At 72.0% G+C, this 26,246-nt stretch carries 24 protein-coding genes; 11 read left to right on the top strand and 13 right to left on the bottom strand.

Annotated elements, in window-relative coordinates; all coding sequences use genetic code 11:
* Positions 1-217: 217 nt before the first annotated feature.
* Positions 218-1,663 (bottom strand): diaminobutyrate--2-oxoglutarate transaminase family protein, encoded by a 1,446-nt coding sequence (locus tag IF655_RS10400; protein ID WP_199583850.1) that lies wholly within the window; start codon positions 1,661-1,663, stop codon positions 218-220.
* 289 nt (positions 1,664-1,952) lie between these two features.
* Here IF655_RS10400 and IF655_RS10395 point away from each other — a divergent pair, with 289 nt between their 5' ends.
* Complete coding sequence (locus IF655_RS10395) at positions 1,953-3,170, top strand: serine protease (protein ID WP_199583849.1); 1,218 nt, start codon at positions 1,953-1,955, stop codon at positions 3,168-3,170.
* A gap of 85 nt (positions 3,171-3,255) precedes the next feature.
* On the opposite strand, the gene hflX is transcribed toward IF655_RS10395, so the two are convergent.
* The 6 genes from hflX to miaA form a co-directional block, all read right to left on the bottom strand.
* Positions 3,256-4,746 carry a GTPase HflX gene (gene hflX / locus IF655_RS10390; RefSeq protein WP_199583848.1) on the bottom strand — a complete coding sequence of 497 codons (1,491 nt, stop codon included), beginning with the start codon at positions 4,744-4,746 and terminating at the stop codon, positions 3,256-3,258.
* 204 nt (positions 4,747-4,950) lie between these two features.
* A complete protein-coding gene (locus IF655_RS10385; RefSeq protein ID WP_199583847.1) occupies positions 4,951-6,468 on the bottom strand; it encodes a M1 family metallopeptidase in 1,518 nt (505 codons plus the stop codon).
* Positions 6,469-6,648: 180 nt separating this feature from the next.
* The gene (locus IF655_RS10380) at positions 6,649-8,799 is read right to left on the bottom strand and encodes a bifunctional (p)ppGpp synthetase/guanosine-3',5'-bis(diphosphate) 3'-pyrophosphohydrolase (RefSeq protein ID WP_199583846.1); all 2,151 of its coding nucleotides are present in this window, start codon (positions 8,797-8,799) and stop codon (positions 6,649-6,651) included.
* Positions 8,800-9,082: 283 nt separating this feature from the next.
* Complete coding sequence (gene dapF / locus IF655_RS10375; protein WP_199583845.1) at positions 9,083-9,970, bottom strand: diaminopimelate epimerase; 888 nt, start codon at positions 9,968-9,970, stop codon at positions 9,083-9,085.
* A 119-nt stretch (positions 9,971-10,089) separates the two neighbouring features.
* Entirely contained in the window at positions 10,090-10,593 is a 504-nt protein-coding gene (locus IF655_RS10370) for a hypothetical protein (protein ID WP_199584243.1), read from the bottom strand.
* Between the two features lie 108 nt (positions 10,594-10,701).
* Positions 10,702-11,640: a tRNA (adenosine(37)-N6)-dimethylallyltransferase MiaA gene (gene miaA / locus IF655_RS10365; protein ID WP_199583844.1), complete on the bottom strand. Its 939-nt coding sequence runs from the start codon at positions 11,638-11,640 to the stop codon at positions 10,702-10,704.
* Between the two features lie 172 nt (positions 11,641-11,812).
* On the opposite strand from miaA, the gene IF655_RS10360 reads away from it, so the two are divergent.
* Positions 11,813-12,070: an antitoxin gene (locus IF655_RS10360; RefSeq protein ID WP_199583843.1), complete on the top strand. Its 258-nt coding sequence runs from the start codon at positions 11,813-11,815 to the stop codon at positions 12,068-12,070.
* 27 nt (positions 12,071-12,097) lie between these two features.
* Here IF655_RS10360 and IF655_RS10355 read toward each other — a convergent pair whose 3' ends face one another.
* The 3 genes from IF655_RS10355 to IF655_RS10345 all read right to left on the bottom strand — a co-directional run bounded on the left by IF655_RS10355 (position 12,098) and on the right by IF655_RS10345 (position 14,939).
* Positions 12,098-12,808 carry a class III extradiol dioxygenase subunit B-like domain-containing protein gene (locus IF655_RS10355; protein WP_199583842.1) on the bottom strand — a complete coding sequence of 237 codons (711 nt, stop codon included), beginning with the start codon at positions 12,806-12,808 and terminating at the stop codon, positions 12,098-12,100.
* A 142-nt stretch (positions 12,809-12,950) separates the two neighbouring features.
* On the bottom strand, positions 12,951-14,477 hold the full coding sequence (gene miaB / locus IF655_RS10350; RefSeq protein ID WP_199583841.1) for a tRNA (N6-isopentenyl adenosine(37)-C2)-methylthiotransferase MiaB: 1,527 nt from the start codon (positions 14,475-14,477) through the stop codon (positions 12,951-12,953).
* A gap of 57 nt (positions 14,478-14,534) precedes the next feature.
* Complete coding sequence (locus IF655_RS10345) at positions 14,535-14,939, bottom strand: MazG nucleotide pyrophosphohydrolase domain-containing protein (protein ID WP_199583840.1); 405 nt, start codon at positions 14,937-14,939, stop codon at positions 14,535-14,537.
* Positions 14,940-15,071: 132 nt separating this feature from the next.
* On the opposite strand from IF655_RS10345, the gene IF655_RS10340 reads away from it, so the two are divergent.
* On the top strand, positions 15,072-16,070 hold the full coding sequence (locus tag IF655_RS10340; protein WP_199583839.1) for a TAXI family TRAP transporter solute-binding subunit: 999 nt from the start codon (positions 15,072-15,074) through the stop codon (positions 16,068-16,070).
* A 91-nt stretch (positions 16,071-16,161) separates the two neighbouring features.
* Here the strand turns inward: IF655_RS10340 and IF655_RS10335 are convergent, their stop codons facing one another.
* Both IF655_RS10335 and IF655_RS10330 read right to left on the bottom strand, forming a co-directional pair.
* A complete protein-coding gene (locus IF655_RS10335) occupies positions 16,162-17,559 on the bottom strand; it encodes a HAMP domain-containing sensor histidine kinase (protein ID WP_199583838.1) in 1,398 nt (465 codons plus the stop codon).
* Positions 17,560-17,568: 9 nt separating this feature from the next.
* Positions 17,569-18,258, bottom strand: a complete 690-nt coding sequence (locus IF655_RS10330) for a response regulator transcription factor (RefSeq protein ID WP_199583837.1) — start codon at positions 18,256-18,258, stop codon at positions 17,569-17,571.
* A gap of 294 nt (positions 18,259-18,552) precedes the next feature.
* On the opposite strand from IF655_RS10330, the gene IF655_RS10325 reads away from it, so the two are divergent.
* From IF655_RS10325 to IF655_RS10295, 8 genes are all read left to right on the top strand, one after another.
* Positions 18,553-19,329 carry an amino acid ABC transporter ATP-binding protein gene (locus IF655_RS10325; RefSeq protein ID WP_199583836.1) on the top strand — a complete coding sequence of 259 codons (777 nt, stop codon included), beginning with the start codon at positions 18,553-18,555 and terminating at the stop codon, positions 19,327-19,329.
* Positions 19,330-19,543: 214 nt separating this feature from the next.
* Positions 19,544-20,383 (top strand): glutamate ABC transporter substrate-binding protein, encoded by an 840-nt coding sequence (locus IF655_RS10320; RefSeq protein ID WP_199583835.1) that lies wholly within the window; start codon positions 19,544-19,546, stop codon positions 20,381-20,383.
* Positions 20,384-20,515: 132 nt separating this feature from the next.
* On the top strand, positions 20,516-21,181 hold the full coding sequence (locus IF655_RS10315; protein WP_199583834.1) for an amino acid ABC transporter permease: 666 nt from the start codon (positions 20,516-20,518) through the stop codon (positions 21,179-21,181).
* On the top strand, positions 21,178-22,053 hold the full coding sequence (locus tag IF655_RS10310) for an amino acid ABC transporter permease (RefSeq protein ID WP_199583833.1): 876 nt from the start codon (positions 21,178-21,180) through the stop codon (positions 22,051-22,053). Before IF655_RS10315 ends, IF655_RS10310 begins: the two co-directional genes overlap by 4 nt.
* Positions 22,054-22,286: 233 nt before the next feature.
* Complete coding sequence (locus tag IF655_RS10305) at positions 22,287-23,909, top strand: FAD-dependent monooxygenase (RefSeq protein WP_199583832.1); 1,623 nt, start codon at positions 22,287-22,289, stop codon at positions 23,907-23,909.
* A 136-nt stretch (positions 23,910-24,045) separates the two neighbouring features.
* Entirely contained in the window at positions 24,046-24,093 is a 48-nt protein-coding gene (locus tag IF655_RS31770) for a hypothetical protein (protein ID WP_309506048.1), read from the top strand.
* Positions 24,094-24,175: 82 nt separating this feature from the next.
* Entirely contained in the window at positions 24,176-24,721 is a 546-nt protein-coding gene (locus IF655_RS10300; RefSeq protein WP_199584240.1) for a cysteine dioxygenase, read from the top strand.
* Positions 24,718-25,140 carry a rhodanese-like domain-containing protein gene (locus IF655_RS10295; protein ID WP_199583831.1) on the top strand — a complete coding sequence of 141 codons (423 nt, stop codon included), beginning with the start codon at positions 24,718-24,720 and terminating at the stop codon, positions 25,138-25,140. Before IF655_RS10300 ends, IF655_RS10295 begins: the two co-directional genes overlap by 4 nt.
* A 200-nt stretch (positions 25,141-25,340) precedes the next feature.
* Here IF655_RS10295 and recX read toward each other — a convergent pair whose 3' ends face one another.
* Entirely contained in the window at positions 25,341-26,246 is a 906-nt protein-coding gene (recX, locus tag IF655_RS10290) for a recombination regulator RecX (RefSeq protein WP_199583830.1), read from the bottom strand.

Raw genomic sequence — 26,246 nt, 5'->3', positions numbered from 1 at the left:
GTGGGGGTGGCCCGTTGGTCCCGCTTCGGTGGGCGGGTCGGTTCGGCGGCGTGGGCTGCCGGGTGGGTCCGGGGCGCTGGGGTCGGCGGTGGTGTCCGGACCGGTGCGGTCAGCCGCCGCTGCGCAACCGCTGTGGCTGACCGTGGTGTTGGGGGTGCTGCGGTCGGTCGGCGCGTTCGGGTCGGGGCGCTCGGCCGACGGGTGCGGGCGGTGTGCGCTAGCCGGTGCGTTCGGCCGGGATCGCGGGCCGTCGGGGCGGGGTGGCGTGGCCCGGGTGGTAACGGGCCGCGGCCGTCACCGCGTCGGTGAGGCGGTCCAGGACGGCCGCCGCCTGTTCGTCGGTGATGGTGAGCGGCGGCAGGAGGCGTACGACAGCGTTGTGGCGTCCGCCGAGTTCCACGATCAGACCGCGGTCGAGGCACTCCCGCTGGACGGCGAGGGCGAGTTCGGGGTCGGCCGGGTGCGGGGCGGTGGCGGTGAACGGTGCGCCAGAGTCGGTGCCGGGGGCCGCGCTCGGGACCTCCGGGTTCACCAGTTCGACCCCGATCATCAGTCCGCGTCCCCGTACGTCCCCGACACAGGGGAACCGCCCCTGCAGTTCGCGGAGTTGGGTCAGCATCCGGGCGCCGAGGGCGGCGGCGCGGTCGGCGAGGCCGTTCTCGCGGACGTAGGCCAGGGTGGCGGTGCCCGCGGCCATGGCGAGCTGGTTGCCCCGGAAGGTACCCGCGTGGGCGCCGGGGCGCCAGACGTCGAGGTCCTCGCGGTAGACGACCACGGCCAGCGGGAGGCTGCCGCCGATGGCCTTGGACAGGACCATCACGTCGGGGGTGATGCCGCTGTGGTCGACGGCCCAGAAGGCGCCGGTCCGGCCGACGCCGGTCTGGACCTCGTCGGCGATGAGCGGGACGGACCGGTCGGCGGTGATCCGGCGCATCCGGCGCAGCCAGTCGTCCGGGGCCGGAAGCACCCCGCCCTCGCCCTGGACGGGTTCGAGGATCATCCCGGCGGGCAGCGGGACACCGGACTTGGGATCGTCGAGGAGGGACTCGGTCCAGCGGGCGGAGAGTTCGGCGCCGTGCGCGCCGCCGACGCCGAAGGGGCAGCGGTAGTCCTGCGGATAGGGCAGCCGGGCGACCCGCACCTCGTCGGCGCCGCCGGAGACGGCGAGGGCGCCCGCGGTCATGCCGTGGTAGGCGCCGGTGAAGGCGAGGACGCCGGTGCGGCCGGTGGCGGCCCGGACCAGTTTGAGCGCGGCCTCGACCGCGTCGGTGCCCGCAGGCCCGCAGAACTGGACCCGGGCGCGGTCGGCCAGTCCGGGCGGCAGGGTGTGGAACAGCTCGGTGATGAACCGGTCCTTGACCGGCGTCGCCAGGTCCAGGACGGAGAGCGGGGCGCCGGAGTCGAGGACGGCGCGGATGGCCTCCAGCACGACCGGGTGGTTGTGGCCGAGCGCGAGGGCTCCGGCGCCGGAGAGGCAGTCCAGGTAACGGCGGCCGTCGGCGCCCTCGATGGTCAGACCGCGCGCCCGCACCGGCACGATGGGCAGCGCGCGGGCATAGGTGCGGGCCGCGGACTCGCGCGCCGACTGGCGCCCGAGAATCCCCTCGTGCACGGCCGGGGCTTCCCCGTACGCGCCTCCAGCCTCCGACTCGGTCACGGCCACGGCTCGCTGTCCTCCCCGCTGTCCACAGGCGAGTTGATGGTCGGGGACCGGGCACCGGCCACGGGCCCCCAACCGCTACCAACCGCGCACCGGCCCCCGGGTTACGGGTTGCCTCAAGATCATTGCCGTGACGTAACCGTTGCGGTTCCGTCGGAAGTCCCCCACGGCGACCGCATAGTGTGTGTTCCCGTTCCCAGTCGGCCACGCCTTCGGCACGAACTCGCCCCGAGCGGACCGCCGATGACAGGCCGAAGCACCATATTCCTTCACAGCAGGGGGAGTCACGACCATGCGATCCATACGTCCGGCGTCCATCGTTCGCCGGGGAGGGGGCGGCGCCCGCAGAACGCTGGCGGCCGTCGCGCTCGCCTCCGCGCTCGCGATGACGGCCACCGCCTGTGGCGGCGACGACAACGCGAGCGGTTCACCAACGGCGGCGGCGGGCGCGGGCGCTCTGGGCGACGGCAAGGTCAGGGTTCCGGGTGACCTCAGCAAGAAGCTGAGGGAGCACGGCATCGACATGGACAAGTGGAAGAACGGCGCCTGGAAGAACTGGGACCGGGACGACTGGCTGCGCGAGGCCAACGACTTCATCAACCCGATCATCAAGGGTCTGTGGGACCCCGACCGGATGCGCGACGCCGACGACCCGGCCAAGAGCGTCGGTGACGGCGACCTCTCCGGCGACCAGGGCGTGACGGACCCGACGCCGCAGCCGGTGCAGGCGCAGTCGGTCAAGGCGCCGTACCACGTCAACGCCGCCACCTCCGGCAAGGTGTTCTTCGACGCCCCCAAGGGCACGATGGTCTGCTCGGCGACGGTCGTGGAGGACCCGGCGCACCCCGGCAAGTCCAACCTCATCTGGACGGCGGGGCACTGTGTGCACGCGGGCAAGAAGGGCGGCTGGTACCGCAACATCGCCTTCGTGCCGTCGTACAACAACCAGAGCCTCTCGCCCGCCGAGATGAAGACCGCCTCGCGGGCGGAGGTCGCGCCGTACGGGGTGTGGTGGGCCGACTCGGCGAAGACCTCGCAGCAGTGGATCGACGGCGGCGGCGAGACCGGCGGCAACGGTGCCTCGTACGACTTCGCGGTGATCCATGTGACGCCGGAGCAGGGCAGCGGCGGCAAGTCGCTGGAGGAGACGGTCGGCGGCGCGCTGCCGGTGGACTTCAACGCCCCGGCGGCGACCGACGTGCAGAGCCTCACGGCGAGCGGTTATCCGGCGGCGGCGCCGTTCAACGGGCAGCGGCTGTACCAGTGCACCGACAAGCCGGGCCGGCTGTCGATCGCCAAGGCGGACCCGACGATGTACCGCATCGGCTGCACCATGACGGGCGGTTCCTCCGGCGGCGGCTGGGTGGAGGCGGGCGGCGACGGCAAGCCGACGCTGGTCTCCAACACCTCGATCGGCCCGGCCTCCTCGGGCTGGCTGGCCGGTCCTCGGCTCGGTGAGGTGGCCAAGGGCGTGTACGACTCGGTGAGCAAGCAGTTCGCCGGGAACTGAGCCCCGCGCGCGACGCGCCCCAGGCATGACGAGGCCCCGCCGTCCCTCTCCTCACGGAAGGGTCGGCGGGGCCTCGTCGTGTGCGTCAGGCCGTGGCAGCAGGCGTGTACGGCGCCAGCTCGGCGGCCAGTTCCGCGTGCACCCGGACCTTGATCAGGGTGCCCTCGCCCGTGTGCTCCTCGGAGAGCACCTCGCCCTCGGTGTGGGCGCGGGCGACGAGCTTGCCGTGCGTGTACGGGACGAGCGCCTCGACCTCGACCGAGGGGCGGGGCAGTTCGTCGTCGATCAGCGTGAGCAGCTCTTCGAGACCCTGGCCGGTGCGCGCCGAGACCGCGATGGACCGCTTCTCGACCCGCAGCAGCCGCTGGAGGACCAGCGGGTCGGCCGCGTCCGCCTTGTTGATCACGACGATCTCGGGCACGTCGGTGGCACCGACCTCCCGGATGACCTCGCGCACGGCGGCGAGCTGCTCCTCCGGGACGGGGTGCGAGCCGTCCACCACGTGCAGGATCAGGTCGGCGTCGCCGACCTCCTCCATGGTGGAGCGGAACGCCTCGACCAGGTGGTGCGGCAGGTGCCGGACGAAGCCCACGGTGTCGGCCAGCGTGTACACCCGGCCGCTCGGGGTCTCCGCGCGGCGGACGGTCGGGTCCAGGGTCGCGAACAGCGCGTTCTCGACCAGGACACCGGCGCCGGTGAGGCGGTTGAGCAGGGAGGACTTGCCCGCGTTGGTGTAGCCCGCGATGGCGACGGAGGGCACCTTGTTGCGTCGGCGCTCCTGCCGCTTGACCTCGCGGCCGGTCTTCATCTCCGCGATCTCCCGGCGCATCTTCGCCATCTTCTCGCGGATACGGCGCCGGTCCGTCTCGATCTTGGTCTCACCGGGACCACGCGTGGCGAGGCCGCCGCGACCGCCACCCATCTGCCGGGACAGCGACTGACCCCAGCCGCGCAGCCTGGGCAGCATGTACTGCATCTGGGCGAGCGCGACCTGCGCCTTGCCCTCGCGGGACTTGGCGTGCTGGGCGAAGATGTCGAGGATCAGGGCCGTACGGTCGATGACCTTGACCTTGACGACGTCCTCCAACTGGATGAGCTGGCCGGGGCTCAGCTCACCGTCGCAGATCACGGTGTCGGCGCCGGTCTCGAGCACGACGTCGCGCAGTTCGAGCGCCTTGCCGGAGCCGATGTAGGTGGCCGCGTCGGGCTTGTCGCGGCGCTGGACCACGCCGTCGAGCACGAGGGCGCCCGCCGTCTCCGCGAGGGCGGCCAGCTCCGCGAGGGAGTTGTCCGCGTCCGCTGCGGTGCCGGTGGTCCACACACCGACGAGCACGACCCGCTCCAGACGGAGCTGCCGGTACTCGACCTCGGTGACGTCCTCCAGCTCGGTGGACAGTCCCGCGACCCGGCGCAGGGCCGCGCGCTCGGAGCGGTCGAACTGGTCGCCGTCCCGCTCGCCGTCGATGTCGTGCCTCCAGGCGACGTCCTCTTCCATCAGGGCATCGGCCCGAAGCCCTTCGGGGTAGGCGTGCGCGCGGCGCTTGGAGTCCTGGGAAGGGGAAGAAGAGGAGGTCATTGGGTCCTTACGTCGATGGGTTGCGGTCCGGTCGCCGGAGTGGGCACCGGACATCTGGGACAACGTTCTGGTACCCCGGGAGATTCCCCGGGTACCGTGCCGCGCCGCCCGAAGATGTTCGCACGGCGCGGCGCGTCCCGTCACCGCGTTATCGCGGGGGCGGAGGGAGCGCGGGGCGGAAGGCACACTGCGCGGCTCCAGGGCTCAGGCGCCGCCCTTGGGTCCTCCGGCGCCCTTGGCCGGGGCGGGAGCGGCCGGCTTCCAGTCCGGGTGGCCGGGCATCGGCGGGGTCTTCGCGCCGTAGAGCCAGTCCTGGAAGAAGCCGCTCAGGTCGCGGCCGCCGATCGAGGAGGCGAGCCGGACGAAGTCGGCGGTGCCGACGCTGGAGTCCCGGTTCTGCTGGACCCAGACCTTCTCCAGGCGCTCGAAGGCGGCGCGGCCGATCTCCTGGCGCAGGGCGTAGAGGACGAGCGCGGCGCCGTCGTAGATGTTGGGGCGGAAGATGCCGATCTTCTGGCCGGGGGCGGGCGGCTTGGGGCGTCCGGGCGGGCCGCCGGCCTCGCGCCAGCGGTCGGAGGCGCCGTAGGCGGCCTTCATCCGGTCCGCCATGGGCCGGTCCGCCTTCTCCTGGGCGTACAGCTCCTCGTACCAGGTGGCGTGCCCCTCGTTCAGCCACACGTCGGACCAGGTGCGGGGGCTGACGCTGTCGCCGAACCACTGGTGGGACAGCTCGTGCACCATGACCGACTCGATGTACCACTTCGGGTAGGCGGGCTCGGTGAAGATGCCCTTCTCGAACAGGGAGAGGGTCTGGGTCTCCAGCTCGAACCCGGTGCTGGCCTGTGCCATCAGCACGCCGTAGGTCTCGAAGGGGTACGGGCCGACCTTGCTCTCCAGCCAGGCGATCTGGCCGGGTGTCCTGGCGAGCCAGGGTTCGAGGGTCTTGCGGTCGGCGGTGGGGACGACGTCGCGCACCGGCAGACCGTGCGGGCCCTTGCGGTGGACGACCGTGGAGCGGCCGATGGACACCTGGGCGAGTTCGGTGGCCATGGGATGCGCGGAGCGGTAGGACCAGGTGGTGGTGCGGGTGCCCCGGGCGGTGCCGGTGGGCAGTCCGTTGGCCACGGCCGTGTAGTCGTTCGGGGCGGTGATCCGGAAGGTGAACATCGCCTTGTCGGACGGGTGGTCGTTGCACGGGAAGACCAGGTGCGCGGCGTCGGCCTGGTTGGCCATGGCGAGGCCGTCCGTGGTGCGCACCCAGCCGCCCTCCTGGTCCTTCGCGGCGACCGGGTCGCTGGTGTGCCGCACGGTGATCCGGGTCCAGCTCCCCAGCGGCAGCGGGTGGTCCGGGGTCACGACCAGGTCCTCCCCCGCGCCGGTGAACGCGGCCGGGCGCCCGTCGACCTGGACGGACTCGACGGTGCCGTGGGCGAAGTCGAGGTTGAGGCGGTCGAGCGTGGCGGTCGTCCGGGCCCGGATGGTGGTGACGGCGCTCAGCGGCTTGTCGTTGCGGCCGGAGTAGGTGAAGGCGAGGTCGTACGACGCCACGTCGTAGCCGGGGTTGCCCAGGGTCGGGTAGAGCCGGTCGCCGACGCCCAGGGGTTCGGCGGGGGCTCCGGCGGCGACCAGGCAGACCGCGACGGCGGAGGCGAGCAGTCCCGCCGTGGAGCGGCGTACGCGACGGAGGCCGGGGATCGGACGCGGGTGGAGGTTGAACGACATGCCCCACCGCTACCAGCGCGCCACCGCGCCACGGCGACGGCGCGCGCCCGGCCCACCCGATCGGGTTGCGTCCGTGGCCCAGGAACAGCCCCGTGGTCGGCGGAGTCGGGCTCCGGCGCGCGGCTCGTGGCGGAGGCGGACCCGAGGCACGCCGCGCGCTCAGGGCGCGCGTCCCGGCGCTCAGGAGGCGGGTCCCTGTGCCCGGTTCACGTCGTACACCCCCGGCACGTCGCGCATCGCGCGCATCAGCGCCGGGAGCCGTGCCGCGTCGGGGAGTTGGAGCGTGTAGCTGTGGTGGACGCGCTGCTCGGTGGGCGGGGCGACGGTGGCGGAGATGATCTCGGCGCCTTCCAGGGCCATCACCTCGGTGAGGTCGGCCAGCAGATGCGGGCGGCCGAACGATTCAGCGACCAGGGTGACCCGGCATCCGGCGCTGTCCCCCCAGCGCACGCCGACCTCCGTGCGCCCCCGCTCCCTCATGCGCTCCGCCACGGCGCACTCGGCGCGGTGGACGGTCACCACTCCCCCGCGCACGGCGAAGCCCTTGATGTCGTCGGGCGGCACGGGCGTACAGCACCCGGCGAGCCGTACGGCGGCTCCGGGCATGTCCGCGATCACGTCGGCGCCCGGCGGAGGCTCGGCGGGGGCACCGGCGGTGGGGCGCCCGGGAGCCGCGTCCTCGGCGGGAGCCTGTGCTTCGGCGGGAGCCTGTGCTTCGGCGGACGGCGTGTCGTCGCCGGGATGGGCCGCGAGCCACCGCTGGATGGCGATGCGCGCGGCCGGGGTGTGGGCGTGCTCCAGCCATTCGCGGGAGGGCTCGGAGGCGGGGTCCTGGCCCATGAGGAGCTGCACGGTGTCGCCGTCGTGCAGGACGGTGCTGAGCCGGGCGAGGCGGCCGTTGACGCGGGCGCCGATGCAGGCGTGGGCGTCGTCGCCGTACTGCGCGTAGGCGGCGTCGACGCAGGTGGCGCCCTCGGGCAGCCCCAGGGTGCCGCCGTCGGGGCGGACGACGGTGATCTCGCGGTCCTGGGCGAGGTCCTCGCGCAGGGTGGACCAGAAGGTGTCGGGGTCGGGCGCGGCGCGCTGCCAGTCGAGGAGGCGGGAGAGCCAGCCGGGGCGGGTGGGGTCGACGCGCTCGCCGTCGGCCGCCGCCTGTTCCTCGGGCGCCGTGTAGGGGTTGCCGAGCGCGATCACGCCCGCCTCGGCGGTGCGGTGCATCTGGTGGGTGCGGATGAGGACTTCGGCGATCTGGCCGTCGGCGCGGGCGACGGCGGTGTGCAGCGACTGGTACAGGTTGAACTTGGGTACGGCGATGAAGTCCTTGAACTCCGAGACGACCGGCGTCATGCAGGTGTGCAGTTCGCCGAGGACGCCGTAGCAGTCGGCGTCCTCGTTCACGAGGACGAGCAGCCGGCCGAAGTCGGTGCCGCGCAGTTCGCCGCGCTTGCGGCTGACGCGGTGCAGGGAGACGAAGTGCCGGGGGCGGATGAGGACTTCGGCGGGGATGTCGGCCTCGCGCAGCACCGCGCGGACCTCTTCGGCGATCTCTTCCAGCGGGTCGTCGGCGCGGGCGGCGTTCTGTGCGATCAGCTCTCTGACGGTCCGGTACTCCTCCGGGTGGAGGATGGCGAAGACCAGGTCCTCCAGCTCGGTCTTGAGCGCCTGCACACCGAGGCGTTCGGCGAGCGGGATGAGGACGTCTCGGGTGACCTTGGCGATGCGCGCCTGTTTCTCGGGGCGCATCACGCCGAGGGTGCGCATGTTGTGCAGGCGGTCCGCGAGCTTGATCGACATCACGCGTACGTCGTTGCCGGTGGCAACGAGCATCTTGCGGAAGGTCTCGGGCTCGGCGGCGGCGCCGTAGTCGACCTTCTCCAGTTTGGTGACGCCGTCGACCAGGTAGCGGACCTCCTCCCCGAACTGCTCCCGCACCTGGTCCAGCGTCACCTCGGTGTCCTCGACGGTGTCGTGGAGCAGGGAGGCGACCAACGTGGTCGTCTCGGCGCCGAGTTGAGCAAGAATCAGGGTGACGGCGAGGGGGTGGGTGATGTACGGCTCGCCGCTCTTGCGCATCTGGCCGCGGTGCGAGGACTCCGCGAGCAGATAGGCGCGACGCAGCGGGCCGAGGTCGGCGTCGGGGTGGTGGGCGCGGTGCGCCTCGGCCACGTGCCCGATGGCGGCCGGGAGCTTGCCCCGGGTGGCGGGACCCAGCAGCGCGGCCCGGCCGAGGCGGCGCAGGTCGATCCGTGGCCGGGACTTCCTGCGGGCCACGGTGGGCGCTGTGGGCGCTACCGGGCCGGCGGTCGCAGGGTTTGTGGCCTCCGCACTCATGGGCACCTCCGGCTCGTGGACCGGTGGACGGGGCTGCAGGGCGTACGCGGCTCAGGTATGGCGACGTTCCCCCGTCCGTGCCGGTGCTTGATGCTACCGAGCCCATCACGCGCGGCCGACCGCCTCCCGCCGAGCGTGAAACGGATCACCCATTCGAGCGATGGAAATGAGGTTTGAGATTTGCGCCACCTGGCCTGAAGTCGCCCGCGGTTTCGAACCGGGCCGGTCGCGCAACCGTTGCCGCCCCGGCGTACCGAGACGCCGGGGCCGGGGTACGGCCTGGTCAGCCGAGTGCGTTCGCCAGCCATGCGGCGTCGATCTCGCCCTCGGCGACGATCACGGCGGGGCCCGTCATCTCGATCTCTCCGTCGGGCCGCTCGGTGATGACCAGGCGGCCGCCGGGGACGTCCACGGTGTAGGTCGCCGGGAGACCGGTCACGGCGGGGTCGGCGCCGTCGCGGCGGGCGGTGGCCACGGCGACGGCGCAGGCGCCGGTGCCGCAGGAGCGGGTCTCGCCGGAGCCGCGCTCGTGCACGCGCATGGCGACGTGGCGGGGGGCGCGGTCGGCCACGAACTCGACGTTGACGCCCTCGGGATAGGCGCCGGCGGGACTCACCGGCGGCGCGGTGTACAGGTTGCCCGCGTGGTCCAGCTCGTCCACGAAGGCGACGGCGTGCGGGTTGCCCATGTTGACGTTCCGCGCGGGCCAGCTCCGCTCGCCGACGGTCACCGTGACCTCGCCCTCGGGGAGGCTCGCGCGGCCCATGCCCACGGTGATGTCGCCCTGGCCGTCGAGGGAGGCGGCCTTGTCGATGTGGACGCGCTTCACCCCGCCGCGTGTGGCGATCGCGAGGTCACCTGCGCCCACATGTCCGGCGTGCTGGAGGTAGCGCGCGAACACACGGACGCCGTTGCCGCACATCTCCGCGATCGAGCCGTCGCCGTTGCGGTAGTCCATGAACCACTCGGCCTCGTCGGCCATGTCCTTGGCCTCGGGGTGGGCGGCGGACCGCACCACGTGCAGCACCCCGTCACCCCCGATACCGGCGCGGCGGTCGCACAGGGCGGCGACGGCGGCCGGGGACAGGTCGAGGGCGTTGTCGGGGTCCGGAACGATCACGAAGTCGTTCTCGGTGCCGTGGCCCTTGAGGAAGGCGATCCGCGTGCTCATGGATTCGATCGTACGGCGTCACGCGCGAGGCCGTTGTGCGGGCCGCCACCCTGTGGACAAGGCGCCGCCGCTCCGGTGAAACCTGTGGACAACGCCCTGCCGCCTGCCAGAAGGCGCGCTCAGCGCAGCCGGGCCACCCGCCACACGGCGAGGACGGCGACGACCGCGACCACGAGCGCGTAGGCGAGCACGACCCGCCAGTCCGGGCGGTGGCCGGAGCCGCGCGCGGGCAGACCCGGCCAGGTGTAGCCGACGCGGCGGGCGGCCATCATGCCCCAGCCTGCCGCGCACGAGCAGATCAGCAGACCCAGCATGGCGATCACCGCGCCGCTGTCGCCGAAGTCGAAGGCGAGCGGGAAGGCGAACATCAGGGAGCCGACCGCGGCCAGGCCGACGATGGGCGCCAGTTGCCAGATGCGCAGCCGCCGCTGCGGCCGCAGCTCGACCTCGACCTCCGGACCGCTCGCGTACATCTCCTCGGGCGTGGGTCCGTCGGCGGTCACGCCGCCCGCCACGTCCTCGGGTCCGTCGTCGGTCAGACGGTCCTCGCCCCGGTCCGGCCCGTCACCGTCGGTGGTGACGTGCTCGGTGCCTGGTGCGGTGTCACGAGGGCCGGCCTCCATCGCCACGCGCCCTCCCAACTAGGACTTCCACTGGTCGATCGAAGCTCGATGATGGCACGGCGCCGATGGCCGCGTTGACCGGCGGCGCATCCCGATGCCATGACGTGATCAGGCTGTAACCGGTCGTTCGACCAGGGCGAGCGCCCGCTCAGGGAGTTCCCCGCGGTCCGCCGCCGCGCCGCTCAGCCACTCCACCCGGGGATCGCGGCGGAACCAGGTGTCCTGGCGGCGCGCGAAGCGTTTGGTGGCGCGCACGGTCTCGGCGCGCGCCTCGTCCTCGGTGCACTCCCCGCTCAGCGCCGACAGAAGCTGCTGGTAACCGAGCGCCCGGGACGCCGTACGGCCCTCGCGCAGCCCCCGCGCCTCCAGCGCGCGCACCTCGTCCACGAGCCCTGCCTCCCACATGACGTCGACACGGCGCGCGATGCGCTCGTCCAGCTCGGGGCGGGCGACGTCGACGCCGATCTGAACGGTGTCGTAGATCGAGTCGTGGCCGGGGAGGTTGGCCGTGAAGGGCTTGCCGGTGATCTCGATCACCTCCAGCGCGCGGACGATGCGGCGGCCGTTGCCGGGCAGGATGGCGCGGGCGGCGTCGGGGTCGGCGGCGGCCAGGCGCGCGTGCAGGGCGCCGGGTCCGCGCAGGGTCAGCTCCTCCTCCAGGCGGGCCCTGACCTCGGGGTCGGTGCCGGGGAACTCCAGGTTGTCGATGGCGCCGCGCACATAGAGACCCGAGCCGCCGACCAGGACGGGCCAGCGGCCCTCGGCGAGCAGCGCGTCGATCCGCGCGCGGGCGAGCTTCTGGTACTCGGCGACGGAGGCGGTGACCGTCACGTCCCAGATGTCCATGAGGTGGTGCGGTACGCCGCCGCGCTCCTCCTCGGTCAGCTTGGCGGTGCCGATGTCCATGCCCCGGTAGAGCTGCATGGAGTCGGCGTTGATGACCTCGCCGCCCAACTGCTGGGCCAGGAAGACGCCGAGATCGGATTTTCCGGCCGCGGTGGGTCCGACGACGGCGATGACACGGGGGGCGCGGGGTGCACTGCTCACCGCACCAGTTTCGCAAACCCTGGGCCTGGCCTCTCACGCGTGACGCTTCGAGGGCGGCGGGTGGGATGCGAGTCCCGAGTGGATGCGGGGTGTGACACGCGGTGAGCACGGGTAAACGTTCCCCCGCAAGCAGGCGCATCACGCGCAATTGGGTGTTTTCGGAAGGTGGATCATGGGTCTGTTCGACAACGTGAAGGCCGGTCTCGACACGGCCAAGGAGAAGGCGGCGGACCTCGCCCGCGAGCACGGCGACAAGGTGCAGGACGGGATCGACAAGGCCGCCCACCTCGTCGACGAGCGGACCAAGGGAAAGTACAGCGACAAGATCCACACCGGTACGGACAAGGCGAAGGAGGCCGTGGAGCGGCTCGGGCGGCAGGACGAGCAGAAGCCGGGCGAGGGCGGCGCCCAGACCCCTCCGAAGCCCTGACGACCCGGCATTAGAGCCTGTCCGGCCCTAGCTCCAGGAGGCGACCAGGTACCCGACGCCGTAGGGGGCGTCGTCGTACAGCAGGGTGCCCCCGAGGTCCGCGCCGTCGGCCGCTCCGGCGAGGACCTGCCAGGGGGCACGGCCGGAAGCCTTCAGTTCGCGGGCGAGCCCGGCGTCCAGGGCGGTGAGGGCCGCCGGGTCGGCCGCCGCGAGGGCGCGGGCGGCCTGCGCGTCGAAGGGGGCGGCGCGCTCGTCGAGGTAGCCGGGCGCCTTCACCGTGCGGCGGGCGCTGCCGTCGCCCATCACCAGCAGGGCCGTCCGGCCGTCCTCGGCGCCGATCACGCGGCCCAGCGCGGCGCACCGCTCGGGCGTGAGGGTGTCCTGTACGCCGACGCCCTCGACCGGGGACTCGGCCCAGCCGCAGCGCTCCAGCAGCCAGGCGGCAACGGCGAGCGAGTACGGCAGCTCGGGGTCGGTGGGTGCGGCGTCCGCGTCGGGACCGAGCCGTACGGCCAGGTCGACGCCGAAGCCGCGGAAGGAACCCGGCGTGCCCTGCGCGTAGAGCCCGCCGCGGTCGTCGGGACCGACGATCATCAGCCGGTCCGGGCGGGCGGCGGCGAGGACGCCCAGCGCGTCCGCGCAGGCGGCGCGCGCGGCGTCCAGTTCGGGTGCGGCGTCCGAGGCGACCTCGGGGACGAGCAGGGGCGGGCAGGGGCAGACGGCGGCTGCGACAAGCATGATCGGCAGCGTAACCCCGGACGCGGGCGAATCCGTCATGGCCGGGGTGTGCCGGTGGCCCCGGTCCGGGGGTGTCCGGGCCGGGGCCACCGCGTGTCGGCGGGGCGCCTGGGGTCAGGCGCCCGGGCGCGTCAGGTCCGGGTCAGTCGCAGCCGCAGCCGCCCGCCGCGACCGGAAGCGGCTCGGGGACACCGATCTTGGGCAGACCGAGCATCACGCCGGGCTGCTGGGCGGTCTCGGCGGCGTTGCGCTTCTCCCAGGCGTCGCCCGCGCGCGTGCGGCGCACGGCGAGGACGGGGCCCTCGGCGAGGAGGTGGTGCGGGGCGGCGTAGGTGACCTCGACGGTGACCATGTCGCCGGGGCGGACCTCCTCGTCCGGCTTGGTGAAGTGGACCAGGCGGTTGTCGGGGGCGCGGCCGGACAGCCGGTGGGTGGCGCCGTCCTTGCGTCCCTCGCCCTCCGCGACCATCAGCTCCAGGGTGCGGCCGACCTGCTTCTTGTTCTCCTCCCAGGAGATCTCCTCCTGGAGGGCGACAAGACGCTCGTAGCGCGCCTGCACGACCTCCTTGGGGATCTGGTCCTCCATGGTCGCGGCCGGGGTGCCGGGCCGCTTGGAGTACTGGAAGGTGAACGCCTGCGTGAAGCGGGCCTCGCGCACGACGTGCAGCGTCTCCTCGAAGTCCTCCTCGGTCTCGCCGGGGAAGCCCACGATGATGTCGGTGGTGATGGCGGCGTGCGGGATGGCGGCGCGGACCTTCTCGATGATCCCGAGGTAGCGCTCCTGGCGGTAGGAGCGGCGCATGGCCTTGAGCACCGTGTCCGAGCCGGACTGCAGCGGCATGTGGAGCTGCGGCATCACGTTCGGCGTCTCGGCCATGGCGGCGATCACGTCGTCGGTGAAGTCGCGGGGGTGCGGGGAGGTGAAGCGGACGCGCTCCAGACCCTCGACGCTGCCGCAGGCGCGCAGCAGCTTGCTGAACGCCTCGCGGTCACCGATGTCGGAGCCGTAGGCGTTGACGTTCTGCCCGAGCAGCGTGATCTCGCTGACGCCCTCGGCGACCAGCGCCTCGATCTCGGCGAGGATGTCTCCGGTCCTGCGGTCCTTCTCCTTGCCGCGCAGCGCCGGGACGATGCAGAAGGTGCAGGTGTTGTTGCAGCCGACGGAGATCGACACCCATGCCGCGTACGCGCTCTCGCGCCGGGTCGGCAGCGTGGAGGGGAACGCCTCCAGCGACTCCGCGATCTCGACCTGCGCCTCCTCCTGGACGCGGGCGCGCTCCAGCAGCACGGGCAGCTTGCCGATGTTGTGCGTACCGAAGACGACGTCGACCCACGGTGCCCGCTTCACGATGGTGTCGCGGTCCTTCTGCGCGAGGCACCCGCCGACCGCGATCTGCATCCCGGGCCGCGACGCCTTGCGCGGCGCGAGCCGGCCGAGGTTGCCGTACAGCCGGTTGTCGGCGTTCTCACGCACCGCGCACGTGTTGAAGACGACCACGTCGGCATCGCCGTCGGCCCCCTCGGGCGCCCGCACGTACCCGGCGTCCTCGAGCAGGCCGGACAGCCGCTCGGAGTCGTGGACGTTCATCTGACACCCGTAGGTGCGGATTTCATACGTCTTCGATGATTGAACGTCCACCACGGGGCTCCGGTCGCTGCTGCTGGTCATGCATCAAGGGTAGGCGCTCCGCGAGGGCCGCCATCGCAGTGCTCGCACGGGCCCGCGTCAGGCGCCCTCGGGCGTCCACCCCTGGCGGCGCAGCACCGCCGAGACGTCCGGGGCGCGGTAGTGGGTGCCCTTGAGAACCTTGCCGTCCTCGCGGCGGAGGACCTGTCCTTCGGGGCCGAGCTTGCTCATGTTGGCGCGGTGGATCTCGGCGATGACCTCGTCGAGGTCGATGCCGTGGACCAGTGCGGTGCCGTAGGCGACGTAGACCACGTCCGCCAGTTCCTGCGCGAGGTGGTCCAGCGGGCCCTCGACCGAGACCTCCGCCACCTCGGCCGCCTCTTCCGCGAGCAGTTCTCCACGGTGTGCGGCCAGTTGCGGGGAGACCTCGGTGGGGGTCTCGCGGGCGTCGAGGCCGAAGGCGTGGTGGAACTCGCGGACGAGGCGGGCGGGAGAGGTGCTCATGCGGGCGACTCTAGCCGCCACCGACAGCGCCCGAAGTTGTCCACAGGGCCTCCGGAGCGGTCCCGTGGAGTTGTCCACAGGTGCTCCCAGGGCTCTGGCGAGGCCGCCGTCCGGGCTGGCAGGATCGGCGGCATGTCCACAACGTTCCCCGTGCCCGGCCGGCGGCCCGTCCTGTGGGGCACGGCCGTCGGAGTCGTGGTCCTCGGGCTCCTGGCGTGGTGGCTGCTGCCCCTCGGTGACGAACCGCCCACCGGCAAGGTCGTCTTCAGCACGGGCACCTCCCGGGGGGTGTACGAGGAGTACGGGGAACATCTGCGCAGCGCGCTGGCCAAGGACATGCCCGGGCTGAGGGTGGAGCTGCGGAGCAGCGCCGGTTCGCAGGAGAACGTCCGCCGGGTGGCGGACGGCGAGGCGGACTTCACCATCGCCGCCGCCGACGCCGTGCAGTCCTACGAGCTGAAGAACCCTGCGAAGGCGGACCAACTGCGCGGAGTGGCCCGGCTCTACGACGACTACGTCCAGCTCGTCGTGGCCGACGATTCCAAGATCACCAGTGTGGCGGACCTGCGGCACAAGCGGGTGGCCACGGGGCTGAAGGACTCCGGGGTCCAGTTGATAGCCGAGCGCGTGCTGCGCGCCGCCGGCATCGACCCGCACAAGGACATCACCCCGGTGTCCGCCGGGATAGACAACGGACCGGACCTGCTGCGGGACGGCACGGTGGACGCCTTCTTCTGGTCGGGCGGTCTGCCGACGAAGGGGCTGTCGGGGCTCGCGAAGAAGTGGGCGTTCCGGTTCGTGCCCATCGACGGCAAGCTCGTCGGCAAGCTGCACAGCGAGGGGGAGGCGTCGCGCTACTACCGGACGACCAACATGCCGGAGTCGGCGTACCCGTCGGTGCAGCGGGGCGCCACGGTGGCCACGATCGCGGTGTCCAACCTGCTGGTGACCCGCAAGGACATGGATCCCCGGCTCACCGAGTGGGTGACCCGTACGGTGATCAAGAGCCGTGACCGCATCGGGGAACGCGTGCACTCCGCGCAGTTGGTCGACCTGCGCACCGCCATCTACACCGACCCGCTGGCCCTGCACGAGGGGGCGCGGCGCTACTACCGGTCCGTCAAGCCCTGACGGGCTCGGCGGCGAGTGACAAAGGAGGTTCCGCCAAGACCTGACGGGACTGAGGCAACGCCCCGGCGTCCCTCCGGCAGCGCTGCGCCGCTCAACGGTTCCGCGCCACCGTGACCGTCACCCGCAGACCTCCCGGCTCGTGGTGCCCGTAGCCGATGCCGCCGCCCGCCGCCGCCAGCAGGGCGCGGCTGATGGAGAGACCGAGACCGGAGCCCTTGACGTTCTGGTGACGGCCACTGCGCCAGAAGCGGTCGCCCACGCGGGCGAGTTCGTCCTCGGTGAGGCCGGGTCCGGTGTCGGTGACGACGACGGTGGAGAGGTCGCCTCGGGAGGAGACGGTGACCCGCACCTCGCCGTCCTCGGGGGTGAACTTCACAGCGTTGTCGATCACCGCGTCCAGCGCGCTGGAGAGGGCGATCGGGTCGGTCCAGGCGGTCGTGGGCGGGCAGTCGCCGGTCAGCCGTACCCCCTTGGCGCGGGCGGTCGGGGTCCAGGACGCGACCCGCTCCTCGGCCAGCGCGCCGATGTCGGTCAGCCGGAGGTCCGCCTCGGCGTGCTCGGCGAGCGCCAGGTCGAGGAGGTCGTCCAGGACCTGGGCGAGCCGCTTGCCCTCGGTGCGGACGGAGGCGATCTCCTCGTTGTCCTCGGGGAGTTCGAGCGCGAGGAGTTCGATGCGCAGCAGCAGGGCAGCGAGCGGGTTGCGCAGTTGGTGGGAGGCGTCGGCGACGAAGGCGCGCTGCTGTTCGAGGACGTCCTCGACGTTGTCCGCCATTTCGTTGAACGAGTGCGCCAGGCGCCGGAGTTCGGGCGGTCCTCCGGCGGCTGCCACGCGGGACTTCAGGCGCCCGGTGGCGATGTCGTGGGTGGTGGCGTCCAGGACTCGTACGGGTCGCAGCACCCAGCCGGTCAGCCGCAGCGCGGCCCCGACGGCCAGGAGCATCGCGGCGATCTCCCCCGCCCCGATGAGCAGCCAGCCGCGCAGGGTGCGCGCCCGCATCTGGTCGGTGGGCGAGTCGGTGACCACGACGGCGACCACGTCCCCGTCCCGGATGACCGGTGAGGCCACGACCAGTCGGCTGTGCTGCCATGGCCACGCCTGACCGGGGTCGTGGCTGCGCCTGCTGAGCAGCGCCTCGTCGAAGGCGGCACCCAGCTCGCCCGTGCGCGGTATGCGCCAGTGAGCCGGGGCGCTGCCCATGGCCGTACGGCTGCGGTAGAAGACACCGGACCGGATGCCGTAGACGTCGTAGTAGCTGTCCAGTTCGCGCTGGAGCGTCTCCAGGCGCTCGTCGGGCACGGCGGCGCGACCGCCCCGGGGCGCGTCGGTGACGAACTGGGCGAGCGCGGCGAAGCGCGCGGTGTCGTCGATGCGGTCGACGACCACCTTCTGCTGCTCGGCCGCGGCCAGGCTGACGGCGAGCGGCACGCCGAGGGAGAGCAGGACGGCCGCCATCAGGACGATGAGCAGCGGCAGGAGCCGGGCGCGCACCCCTGCCCGCTATCCGGCAGGGGCGACGAGCCGGTAGCCGACGCCCCGTACGGTCTCGATCAGCGCGGGCAGCCGGAGCTTGGAGCGCAGCGACGCCACATGGACCTCCAGCGTGCGGCCGGTGCCTTCCCAACTGGTGCGCCAGACCTCGCTGATGATCTGCTCGCGCCGGAACACCACGCCGGGCCGCTGCGCGAGCAGGGCGAGCAGGTCGAACTCCTTGCGGGTGAGCTGGACGACCGCGCCGCCGACGCTGACCTGCCGGGTGGGCAGTTCGATGCGGACCGGACCAAGGAGCAGGGCGGTGCTCTCGGCGCCGGTCGCCGGGTCCTCCTGGACGGTGCGGCGGCTGACGGCGTGGATGCGGGCGAGCAGTTCGCCGGTGTCGTACGGCTTCACCACGTAGTCGTCGGCGCCGAGGTTGAGCCCGTGGATGCGGGAGCGCACGTCGGAGCGGGCGGTGACCATGATGACCGGGGTGGCGGTGAGCTTGCGGATCTTGCCGCAGACCTCGTATCCGTCCTGGTCGGGCAGTCCGAGGTCGAGCAGGACCACGCCGAAGCACTCGCTGTCGGGGACCAGCGCCTGGAGGGCCTCCTCGCCGCTGCGCGCGTGGGTGATGTGGAAGCCGTGCCGGGTGAGGACGGCGGACAGGGCTGCGGCGACGTGGTCGTCGTCCTCGACGAGCAGCAGTCTCATCCCGGCCCCCTCCGGTTCGTTGTGCGTACGGTCATGGTTCGCGTGCGGTTGTCACGCGGTGCACGCACGCGTGCACCATGGCAGTGATGCCGATGGACCAGGACGGCGTCAAGAGCGTTCGGGTTGCCCGCTGCTTCCGTTATCCGGCCGATATTCACACTGAGGGCAAGTGCTACGACACGTGTCCGATTGCTATCGGATCGTGATGCTCAGATTCCCCTCAGATGTGATGACGCTGGTCGCCGCGCCTCACTAAGGTCCACCGGAAACCGAGGAGGACGGAGCCCGAGAGCGATGACCGAAGTATCGGTGGCCAAGCAGGACGCGGCCGCCACTGACGACCTGGTCGTCCTGAAGAGCGTCAACAAGCACTTCGGCGCGTTGCACGTGCTCCAGGACATCGACCTGACGATCGCCCGCGGCGAGGTCGTCGTGGTGATCGGGCCCTCCGGGTCCGGCAAGTCGACACTGTGCCGCACCATCAACCGCCTGGAGACGACCGACTCCGGCTCGATCACGATCGACGGCAAGCCGCTGCCCCAGGAGGGCAGGGCGCTCGCCCGGCTGCGGGCGGACGTCGGGATGGTGTTCCAGTCCTTCAACCTCTTCGCGCACAAGACCGTGCTCGAGAACGTGATGCTGGGCCAGATCAAGGTCCGCAAGGCGGACCGCAAGCAGGCCGAGGAGAAGGCCCGCGCCCTGCTCGACCGGGTCGGCGTGGGCACCCAGGCCGACAAGTACCCCGCGCAGTTGTCCGGCGGTCAGCAGCAGCGGGTCGCCATCGCCCGCGCGCTGGCGATGGACCCGAAGGTGATGCTCTTCGACGAGCCCACCTCGGCCCTGGACCCCGAGATGATCAACGAGGTCCTGGAGGTCATGCAGCAGTTGGCCCGCGAGGGCATGACCATGATCGTGGTCACCCACGAGATGGGCTTCGCGCGCTCGGCCGCGAACCGCGTGGTCTTCATGGCCGACGGCCGCATCGTCGAACAGGCGGCGCCGGAGCAGTTCTTCAGCAATCCGCGCAGCGACCGCGCCAAGGACTTCCTGTCGAAGATCCTGCACCACTGACCGGAACGCGCCACCGAACCGATCGGAACGCGTCACCGAACTGACCAGACACGTCACTGAACTGACCGGAACGCGTCACCGATCGGACGCCGTGTCGAGCCGGACGCACCCACTGATCACCGGGCAGCCCACGCCACTCGGGCCGCCCGCCGGGCCGACCGCGCCCGCACGGACCTCGTTCTCTCCCTCACGCATCACGCAAAGGATGTCCACCATGAAGCTCCGCAAGGTCACCGCCGCCTCGGCCGTCGTGCTCGCTCTCGCCGTGACCGCCACCGCGTGCGGCGGCGACAAGAAGGACGACGCCGGTTCCTCGGGCAGCGGCGGCGGCAAGATCAAGATCGGCATCAAGTACGACCAGCCCGGTCTCGGTCTGAAGCAGCCCGACGGATCCTTCTCCGGTTTCGACGTGGACGTGGCCACCTACGTGGCCAAGCAGCTCGGCTACAAGCCCAGCCAGATCGAGTGGGTGGAGACCAAGAGCGCCGACCGCGAGAACGCGCTCCAGCGCGGTGACGTCAAGTTCATCGCGGCGAGCTACTCCATCACCGACGAGCGCAAGCAGAAGGTGGACTTCGCCGGTCCGTACCTGCTGGCCCACCAGGACCTGCTGGTGAAGAAGGACTCGAAGATCAGCAAGGGCACGGACCTCAACGGCAAGCGGCTGTGTTCCGTGACCGGTTCGACCTCGGCGCAGAACGTCCAGAAGTCGATCGCGCCGAAGGCCAACCTGCGCAACCTGCCCGGCTACTCGGAGTGCCTCGCCGGTCTGCAGAGCGGCTCCGTGGACGCGCTGACCACGGACGACTCGATCCTCGCGGGCTACGCCGCGCAGGACAAGTACAAGGGCCAGTTCAAGCTCACCGGGCTCAAGCTCAGCAACGAGAACTACGGCATCGGCGTCAAGAAGGGCGACTCCGCGACCGTCGACAAGATCAACAAGGCGCTGGAGCAGATGGTCTCCGACAAGTCCTGGGACAAGGCCGTGGCGAAGAACTTCGGCTCGGCCTACAAGAACGAGCCCGCGCCGAAGATCGGCCAGATCGTCAAGTAGTCCCGTCGCCGCGGACGCGAGGACCGGGCAGGCCCCGCACGGTCCCCCGGCCCGCGCCGCCGTCCACCGCTTCCCGGACGGCGGCGCGGGCCGACCCACCCCTACGCCACACACCCGGAAGCGCGGGAGAACGTGTTCGACTTTCTTGAAGGCTACGACGTCCTGGGGGCGTTCTGGACGACGGTGCAGCTCACCGTCTTCTCCGGCGTCGGTTCCCTGGTCTGGGGCGTCCTGCTGGCCGCCATGCGGGTCAGCCCCGTCCCTCTGATGCGCGGCTTCGGCACCGCCTACGTCAACATCGTCCGGAACATCCCGCTGACGATCATCATCCTGTTCACCTCGCTCGGCCTCGCCGACATCTTCGGCGTCACCATGGGCACCGAGGACTTCAAGATCCAGGGCTTCCGGCTGGCCGTGCTCGGTCTGACCGCCTACACCGCCGCGTTCGTCTGCGAGGCGATCCGCTCCGGCATCAACACCGTGCCCGTCGGACAGGCGGAGGCGGCCCGCGCGATCGGGCTGAGCTTCACCCAGACTCTGCGGATCATCGTGCTGCCGCAGGCCCTGCGGTCGGTGATCAGCCCGCTCGCCAACGTGCTGATCGCCCTCACCAAGAACACCACGGTCGCGGCCGCCATCGGCGTCGCCGAGGCCGCCACCCTCATGAAGACGATGATCGAGAACGAGGCGCAGACCCTGGCCATCGGTGCCGTCTTCGCCCTCGGATTCGTGGTCCTGACCCTGCCCACCGGCCTGCTCCTCGGCTGGCTCGGCAAGCGACTGGCGGTGAAGCGATGAGTTCCGTCCTCTTCGACACGCCCGGCCCGCGCGCCAAGGTGCGCAATGTGGTCGTCTCCGTCCTGTTCTTCGTCCTCCTCGGGCTGGCTGCCTGGTGGGCCGTGGCCAAGATGGACGACAAGGGCCAGCTCAAGTGGAGCCTGTGGCAGCCCTTCACCACCTCCCAGGCGTGGACGACCTATCTGCTGCCCGGTCTCGGCAGCACGCTGGAGGCGGCCGCGCTGTCCATGGTCATCGCGCTGCCCCTGGGCGCGGTGCTCGGCATCGCCCGCATGTCGGACCACCGCTGGGTGCGGATACCCGTCGGCGTGGTCGTGGAGTTCTTCCGGGCGATCCCGGTGCTGCTCCTGATGCTGTTCGCCAACGAGCTGTACGTACGCTCCACCGGCATCGCGAGCGACGAACGCCCGATGTACGCCGTCGTCACCGGTCTGGTGCTCTACAACGCCTCGGTGCTCGCCGAGGTCGTCCGGGCCGGCATCCTCGCCCTGCCGAAGGGCCAGACGGAGGCGGCGTACGCCATCGGGCTGCGCAAGGGCCAGACCATGGCGGGCATCCTGCTGCCGCAGGCGGTCACCGTGATGCTCCCGGCCATCGTGAGCCAGCTCGTCGTCATCGTGAAGGACACCGCGCTCGGCGGCGTCATGCTCCAGTTCGCGGAACTCCTCAGCGCGCGCAGCACGCTCGCGGCGAACTACGCGAACGTGATCCAGAGCTTCGTCGTGGTGGCGATCATCTACATCGTCCTCAACTTCGTACTCACCTCGTTCGCCGCCTGGCTGGAGCGGCGGCTGCGGCGCAGCAAGCGCGGCACGGGCACGGTGCTGGCCAAGGAGACGGTCGACGTCATCGACGGGGGCAACGCGATCTGACCTGGCGTCACACGCGTTTCACGGGCGGGGCGGTGACGGAGACGTCACCGCCCCGCCGTGTTGCGGACACGCCGCCGGTGCCCGATCCTTGAGGGTGTGATCGCCACGGGCCCCGGTCACTTGACGCATACTCTGCCAATGGGTTGCATACGTTCTGTGATCGTGCACCCCGCTTCACCTTCCTGTTCGTCCGAGTCCGTCAGGGCACCGCTGTGGGCAGGGGGCGTCGCGCCGTGGACCCGGTGATCATCGTCGGAGCGGGGCCCGTGGGGCTCACGCTCGCCCTGGCGCTGGCACGTCAGGAGGTGCCGTCCGTCGTCCTGGACGAGGGCCCGGGCAAGGACGAATCCCGTCTCGCGCGCACCGTCGTCCTGCGCGAGGACACCGCCGCGCTGGTGGAACGGCTCACCTCGGTGCCCGCCGACGCGCTCGGGGCGAGGTGGACCGGCTGGCGGGCGATGCGCCGTCGGCAGGTGGTGGGCGAGACCGACTTCGAACGGGACGAACCCGCGCCGCTGCACATCGCCCAGCACGTCCTCACCGGCGCGCTGCGAGCCGCGGCCACCGACGAGCCCCTGGTCCAGGTGGCCGTGGACAGCCGTCTCGACTCCCTGGAGCAGGAGCGCTCCGGTGTCACCGCGCACACCCGTGGTCCCAACGGCACCTGGTGGCGCGGCAGTTACCTGGTGGGCTGCGACGGTCCCCGTTCCACGGTCCGCAAGCTCCAGGACATCCGCTTCCCCGGCCGTACGGCGGTGGAGCGGCACGCGGTCGCCGCGCTGCGCGTCGAACTCCCCTGGGAGGGGCGCGCGCTGCTGCACCGCACGCCCCCGTGGCGCACGTCCGGTCCCGCCTGCTCGGAGGTCACGGCCCGTCCGCTGCCCGACAGCATGTGGCGGCTGGACTGGCTGCTGCCCCCGGGCAAGGAGCTGGTCACGCCCGACCTGCTGGTGACCCGCGTCCGCGAGACCCTCGCGGGCTGGACCGGCGGTTCCGTCCCGGCGTACGACCTGCTCGACACCGGCGTCCACACCGTGCACCACCGGCTGGCCCGGCGCTGGCGCGCGGGGTGGGTCTTCCTCGCCGGGGACGCGGCCCATCTGCTCGGCGCGCTCGGCACCCAGGGGCTGGACGAGGGGCTGCGGGACGCCGACAACCTCGCCTGGAAGCTCGCCACCGCCTGGCACCTCGGTCCGCACGAGGACCTGCTCGACAGCTACCAGACCGAACGGCGCGCGGTCGTCGCCGCCCGGCTGCGCGCCGCCGACCAACTGCTGCCGGTGCTGCGCGGCGGGGGCGGGCTGCGCGCCTACGTGCCCGGCGCGACCCGAAGCCAGGACACACTGCTCGCCGACGGTCACCTCGGGCGCGGCGCGCTCGGCGAACCGGGGGCGTACACCGCCTCGCCGCTCGCGCCCCGCCATCTGGAGGGCGAGATCCCGGTCGGCACCGAGCCCGGCGCCGTGGTCACCGATGTGCGGGTGACGGCGGAGGACGGCTCGTTCGTCCGGCTGCGCGACCGGCTCGGCCGGGGCGCGCTGCTGGTCGTGCTGATCGCTCCGGGCACGGGGGTGTGGGACCGCAAGCACTGGATGTCGGCCGGGGTGATGCCCCGGCTTGCGGCCGCCGTGACCGCGCTGCCGCACCGGGCGGAACTGCTCGTCGCCGAGGAGTACCCGGGCGCGCCCGCGCACAGCGTGCTGCTCGTCCGCCCCGACGGTCATCTGGTCACCGCGCTGAGCGGGGTCCGCCCGGCCGACCTGTACGCGGCGGCGGAGGCCACGCTCGGGGGCGCCGGGCAAGTGGAGGAGGACGAGGTGAGGGAGGAGGCGCGGGCGGGTTCGGCCGCGCGCTGACCGTGCGCCGGAACGCTCCGGCGTCACGTACTTCCGCCCTGTCCACATGGTGACCATGGATTGATTCGGGGTCCGGCCGCGTGCTGTACTCCGGATCGTGACCGACACCTGTGCGCGCCTGTGGCGGAGGGTCCATATGGACCTCGTCCGCTACGCGGGCTGCGTGTGTCGTCCGTCCTGCTGAATTCGCATTCCCTTTCTCCGGGCGCCGCCGTGCGCCCGTTCGGCGAACTCTTTTCAGGACGGTGCACGTGTCTGTCTCCCCCGTGTCCTCTTCCCCGCTTGCGCCCCCGGCCGCTCCGGCTACGGCTGCGGCTGCCGCTCCGACGCAGGCGGAACTGCTCGACTTCGTGCGGCGCACGGCCGCCGACGCGGAGCTGATCGCCTCGCTTCCGCTCGACCCCGAGGGACGCACCTGGGTGCGGCTGACGGGTCCCGGCGGCAGCGAGGCGTGGCTGATCGGCTGGCCGCCCGGCACCGGAACCGGCTGGCACGACCACGCCGACTCCATCGGCGCCTTCCTCACCGCCTCGGGTGAGCTGAAGGAGAACGCGCTGGCCGCCCGGCTCCCCACCGACGGCTGGCGCACCCTGGAACTCACCGACGGCGTCGACCGCGAACGCCTGCTGGCGGCCGGACAGGGCCGCGCCTTCGGCCGCCATCATGTGCACGAGGTGCTCAACGAGTCCCCCGACCGGCACGCCGTCTCGGTGCACGCCTACTACCCGCCGCTGCCGCGCATCCGCCGCTACAGTCGCTCGGGTCAGGTACTGCGCCTGGAGCAGGTGGAACTCCCGGAGGACTGGCAGTGAGCGACAGCCGTCCCGGCACGGACGAACATCCCGTCGGCATCGACGAGTTGCTGGAGCGGGTGCGCGACGGCTACCGGCGCGTGGAAGCCCACGAGGCGTACGAGGCGGCGCGCCAGGGCGACGCCCTGCTGGTCGACATCCGGTACGCGGCGCTGCGCGAGCGGGACGGACTGATCCCGGGCGCCCTCGTCATCGAGCGCAACGAACTGGAGTGGCGGCTCGACCCCCGCGGCAGCCACCGTCTCCCCGAGGCCACCGGTCACGACGTACGCTTCCTGGTCCTCTGCAACGAGGGCTACGCCTCCAGCCTGGCCGCCGCCTCCCTCCACCAGCTCGGACTGCACCGGGCGACGGACGTGGTGGGCGGCTTCCAGGCGTGGCGTGCGGCGGGGCTGCCGGTGGAGTCGCCGGAGGGCTGAGGGAGCGGGCGGTTGGTCCGGCGCCAGGGCGCTCTGGCAGGGCGGCGGCACCGGGCGGTTGGTCCGGCGCCGAGGTCCGTGGAAGGACGCGGCACCGGGCAGTGGGTCCGGCGCCGGGGTCCTTGGAGGGACGCGGCGCCGTGACCGAAAGCCGCTGCCCTCCCCCGGGCTCCTCGGAACCCCTTCGCCGCAAGCGCCCCTCAGTAGCCCTCGCCCTCCAGGAACTCCGTGTCCTCCCCCTCTTCCTCCAGCGCCTGGCGGACGACGCGGAGGGCCATGCCCTCGGGGTAGCCCTTGCGGGCGAGCATCCCGGCCAGGCGGCGGAGCCGCTTGTCGCGGTCGAGGCCCCGGGTCGCCCGCAGCTTGCGGTCCACCAGGTCGCGGGCGGTCGCCTCCTCCTGCTCGGAGTCGAGCTGCCCCACCGCCTCGTCGATCAGCGCCGAGTCGACGCCCTTGGTGCGCAGTTCCCGGGCGAGGGCGCGGCGGGCGAGCCCCCGGCCGTGGTGCCGTGACTCCACCCAGGCGTCCGCGAAGGCACTGTCGTTGATCAGTCCGACCTCCTCGAACCGCGACAGCACCTCGTCGGCCACCTCCTCGGGGATCTCCCGCTTGCGCAGGGCGTCCGCGAGCTGCTTGCGGGTGCGCGGCGTACCGGTGAGCAGGCGCAGACAGATGTTCCGCGCCCGCTCGGCCGGGTCCGCCGAGGACTCCCCCCGCTCGGCCCTCGACGAGGAGAGGGAGTCCTCGGTCTCACCGCCCGGGTCCCCGAAGCGGCGCCGTCGGCCACGCCGCTTGGCGGGGCCCCGGCGGTCGCCGGTCGGGTCCGGGCCGTCCTGGCCGGGCCGGTCGTACGACGCGTCGCCGCGCCCGCCGTACCCGTCGTCCCCATGGCCCCCGTGCCCCTGGGCCACGTACTCCCCGTGTTCCCCGTGGTCGTGGTCACCGGTCGAGTGACCACGGCCCCCGTACGCCTCGTCCCCGTATCCCGGCCCGTACCCCTGGTCGTCTCCGGCTCTCGCGGAGGCGGAGTCGCCCCCGATGCCCCTCCCCCGTGGGGCACCGGGGGAGGCGTACTCGTGCTCGGCCCACTCGGTTCGGCGCGTCAT

It is taken from the genome of Streptomyces sp. DSM 110735 (assembly GCF_016482685.1).
Taxonomy (GTDB): Bacteria; Actinomycetota; Actinomycetes; order Streptomycetales; family Streptomycetaceae; genus Streptomyces.
This window is presented reverse-complemented; position numbering and strand designations above follow the sequence as displayed.